At 71.7% G+C, this 4,252-nt stretch carries 2 protein-coding genes; both read right to left on the bottom strand.

The window, feature by feature from the left end; genetic code table 11:
* Nucleotides 1-2,548, bottom strand: a 2,548-nt coding sequence (locus D7V88_RS39375) for a DEAD/DEAH box helicase (RefSeq protein ID WP_244238639.1), incomplete at its 3' end; no start/stop codon positions are given.
* Between the two features lie 287 nt (nucleotides 2,549-2,835).
* Nucleotides 2,836-3,969 (bottom strand): hypothetical protein, encoded by a 1,134-nt coding sequence (locus D7V88_RS39370; protein ID WP_120545659.1) that lies wholly within the window; start codon nucleotides 3,967-3,969, stop codon nucleotides 2,836-2,838.
* Nucleotides 3,970-4,252 lie beyond the last annotated feature (283 nt).

Here is a 4,252-nt window from a genome sequence, read left to right as displayed (position 1 = left end):
GAGGGGGACGTGGCTGCGAGGCGATGAGCTCCAGCCGGGGCGGTGTGCCCGGATGCACGCGCACGGGGGGCAGAAGCGACAGGAAGCGCCGGGGCACGGGCGAGGCTCCTGCCTCCGCGCGCGAGGCGAGCACCAGCAGGTAGTCCTTCGCGCGGCTGGCGGCCACGTTGAGGATGGGCACCAGCGTGTGCGGCGGGAAGGGGCGGCCTCCGGCCACGGTGTCCACCATCACCACGTCGTACTGCGTGCCCTGCTGGCGGTGGATGGTGGAGGCGCTGAACATGTCGTGGCGCAGTCCCGCCGCGTTGCCCAGCTTGCGCAGCAGGGCCGCCTGCGCGCGGTAGGGCGTCACGCACAGCACGGTGAGGCCCAGGCGCACGGCCTGACGGGCCAGGGTGACGGCGAGTTCGGCGGACAGTTCGCGCTGGTAGCCGGAGCCCGTCTCGCCGCGGCCGTGCGTGAGGCGGCGGTTGTCGCGGCTCAAGCCGTCCAGCACCAGCCACATCGCTCGCGCCGGAAAGGCGGGCACGGGCGCGGGCCGTCGGGCCCGGTCCTTCACGAGGTCGCCGTCCTCCAGCGCGCCGCCGTAGCAGAAGTGGCTCACCACGCGGGCGATGTCCGGGTGCATGCGGTGCTGGGTGCGCAAGAGCAGCACGTCCGGCCGCTCCGCGTCCTTCACCGCGTCCTCCAGGTGGGACAGGGCGCTGGCGCGCAGCCATGTCTGCGCGCCGCCGCCCGCGCCTTCCGCCGCGCGGCTCACGGGGCCAATCTGCTTGGGGTCTCCCGCGAGCGTCACCTGCTTCGCCAACGGGGCGAGCAGCGCGGTCGCCGCGCGCGTCACCATGCCGGCCTCGTCCACGACGAGCCGCTGGAAGGTCTCCTCCCCTTCCAGCTCCGACACCAGCCGGAGCGCGCGGTGCACGGTGAGCACCATGAGGGGACTGTCGCCCTTCTCCGCCTCCTTCAGCGTGGGGTCCTTCACGCGGCCGCGCAGCGTGCGCAATTCCGCCTGCATCTTGGCGAGCTCCGGCGCGGCGCCGCCCCGGGAGCGCTCCAGGGTGAGCTCGCGTTCGCGCTCCTGGATGGTGCTGAGCAGCTTGCTCGTCTTGTTCTGCTCCAGGGCCACGGTGGGCAGCTTCGCCAGGGCCTCGCTCGCGCCGGTGCCGCCCCGGAAGATGCTGCGGGCCAGCGGGCGCAGCGGGATGGGGTCGCGCTCCAGGAGGGCACTGACACGCAACACCAGTTCGTCCGCGGCGCGGTTGGTGGGCGCCACCGCGAGGATGCGCTCGTTCGGGTACGCGCGCAGGGCCCGGGCGATGAGGTCCGCGACGGCGGTCGTCTTACCGGTGCCGGGAGGGCCCCAGACGCAGCCCCACGGCTGGCGCCAGAGCCGGTCCACCGGGATGAGTTCCGCGTCGCGAGGAGAAGGCGGGGACGCGGCGGATTCGCCACGGGCCCGGGCCAGCGCGGTGGTGAGCGCGGGGACGCGCTCCTCGTAGGCGGAGGCCGCGGCGCACAGGGCTTCGGCGAAGTCGTAGGGCCGGTAGCACCAGCGCTCGCAGGAGAGGACACGGCGGTCCAGGTCCTCTCCCGAATCCGAGGACGCGAAGACGCGGCCGGATTCGAAGTCCAGGTGGACGATGTCCCCGGCGAACACCAGCTCCTCGCCCACGAAGCCGAGCAGCGAGCCGCCGGACCAGTCCGGATCCGCGGCGGGCACCGGCACGAGTCCAAGCACCCCGGGACCGGCCAGCCCTACCTCGCGGGCCTCCTGGATCCGCTGCGCGCGGTACTGGCTGCGCTCCGCCACGAGCGCGTCGCGCAGTTCCTCGGGGAGATAGGTGGGCGCGACCCACTGCTCCCTGCGGCGACCGGAGGACACGGCGGCCTGCATGGCCTGGCGCTCGGCGGGGGTGACGTCCCCGGTGGTGGAGACGTCCCGGGCCGGGGCTTCTTCGGGAGGGCGGACGTCGGCGGCGTCGTCCACGCGCACGAACTCTGGCGCGGAGGCGGCACGGGCCGTGGCCTTCGAGGCGTCCTCCCGCGCGGGCTTCGGCGCGGAGAGCCGCAGGGCCGCGGTGCGGAGCAGGTCGAGCGTGGCGGGCCGGGTGGCGGCCGCGCGAGCGAGGTCCTGGGCAACGACCTTCGAGACTGCGTCGTCACGTCCGAGGTCGAGCGTGGCGGGCCGGGGTGCGGCCTCGTGCGCGAGGTTCGGAGCGGGAGGCTTCGAGGCTGCATCGTCACGCCCGAAGCCCACTTCGGCATCCCGAGAGGCAAGCTCACGAGCACGGTTCGGAGCAGGGAGCTTCGGCGCCCCGTCATCACGTACGAAGTTCGAACCCGCGCCCTTCGCTCCCCCTCCGTCACGAACGAGGTCAGGCGTGGAGTCCTCGCGCCCGCGATTCACGTCGCGAGCGACACCCGCCAGGGAGCCCTGCGCGTCCTCCCCGTCCTCTGGCGGCGGCCACGCCGGACGCACCCGGAGCACGGGGGCCACGTGACCACCGGCCTCGACGTCCGTGTCGTACTCCACGCGGAGCACGGGCATGAGGCCATCCGGCGCACGCTCGTCCCGCGGCGCCTCCCCCTGACCCGAATCCTCTTCCGTCCTGCGCATCATGAGGGGTGTTCGCGACACGGCCCTTCCTCACCCTCGGAAGCGGCGGCGCCGGGAAGCCGGCCAAGCTAGGGGAGGCTCCGATCTGCGTCAACGCACGCAGTGGCTCCCTCGCACGCCTGCACCGACGGTGAAGCGGCCCTCCCCCTTCACGCGACGACGGCCCGGGCCGCGCGAACCTCCGCGCCTCCCGGGCCGCCAGACAGTGCGTGCTGGGACTACAGCAGCGAGCAGAGCAGCCCGCTGCCCGTGCCCGCGGGGCAGGCCGTGCCCTGGCAGTACACCGGCCCCAGGCCCACGGAGAGGATGCCCTGGAGGCTGGGCACCTTCACCTTGCAGCTACCGGTGGTCGCGTTGCCGAACGCGTCCTTCACCTCATAGACCATCGTGTACACGCGGCCATTGCCCAGCAGACCGGACTCCGCGCGCAACTGCGCCGACTTGCGGTCCGCGCTCAGCTTGATGTCCTTGCACGCCAGCAGCCGCAGCCCGGACAGCGCGTCCTCCGTCTCGTCCGACACGATGCGGACGATGGAGCCCGACTGCTGCAGATCCAACGCCCCGCCGCAGCTATCCGTCGCCGGCTGCGCGCAGTCCGCCAGCGTCACCTGCTTGTACTCCGCCGCGGCGGAGAACGGCAGCACCAGGTCCTTGCTCGCCCCGGCCACCGGCGCGGACGGCTTCACCACCGTCACCGTCGCCGAGCACGTGTTCGAATCCATCCCGTCCGACACCGTCAACGTCACCGGCGTCGTGCCCATCGCGTAGGGACCCGCCGGGCTCTGCGAGAAGCTCAGCGCCTGGGGGAAGAGGTCCACGTCGTACGAACCGTTGTTGATGGACGCCTGGGCGGCGCACGCCGACACCGTCACGTCCTTGCAGAGCGCCACCGGCGCCTGGTTCACCACACAGCCGCCACCGGCCGCCAGCGTCACCGACGCGGTGTTGTTCAGCTCGTCGTCCTCCGGGTAGAAGCCGAAGTTGTCCGCGACCACGAACAGCTTCTGCGTCCCCTCCGGCACCTCCACCACCGCCTGGAAGGGATAGCGCTCCTTGCCCACCAGCCAGGGCACGTTCACCGTCGCCAGCAGCGTGCCGCCCTGGGTCGGGTCCCCCGCGTAGATGCCCGCGATCGACGGGTCGATGCCCGTGGGCGCCTCGTTGCGGATGGCCCCCGTCACCGTCAGGACCTGGCCCTCGCACGTCACGCCCAGCTCGGAGACGCTCAGGTCGATGCCCGTCAGTGCGGCCTCGGACTGACCGAGGGTCGGGCGCTCGTCAAAGGACTCGGTGCCACAGCCACCGAGCGTCACGAGGGCGGCGAAAAGGGAAAGCGGACGAAGGAGTGACATGTCTGTCTCCAGAGGGCGCGAAGCCTGCGGGTGGGTACGGGTCTGACGCCAGACATTGACAGCCAGGGCCCGTGAACATTCTTTGCCACAGATGTAATTTTCTAGCAATACCCGAAAGACTGTACTGAAGGATGAAGTACCCAGACACCCACTTGGAGCCCAAATGACCCATGGACTGTCTTTGCGAGGAATTGAGAATTCCTCCACGGACTGTCTGGTGTTGGGTGTCACTCCGGGTGCGATGGCCCCCCAGGGAGGGGCCGGGGGGGCGGGGAGGCAGGCG

Origin of the sequence: Corallococcus terminator, from assembly GCF_003611635.1 — a bacterium.
GTDB classification, from domain to species: domain Bacteria; phylum Myxococcota; class Myxococcia; order Myxococcales; family Myxococcaceae; genus Corallococcus; species Corallococcus terminator.
Note: the sequence above shows the minus strand (reverse complement) of the source record. Positions and strands in the feature narration are given on the sequence as shown.

Coding starts and splice junctions, on each gene's coding strand:
- D7V88_RS39370 (WP_120545659.1), bottom strand. CDS start 3,969: ATGTCACTCCTTCGTCCGCTTTCCCTTTTCGCCGCCCTCGTGACGCTC.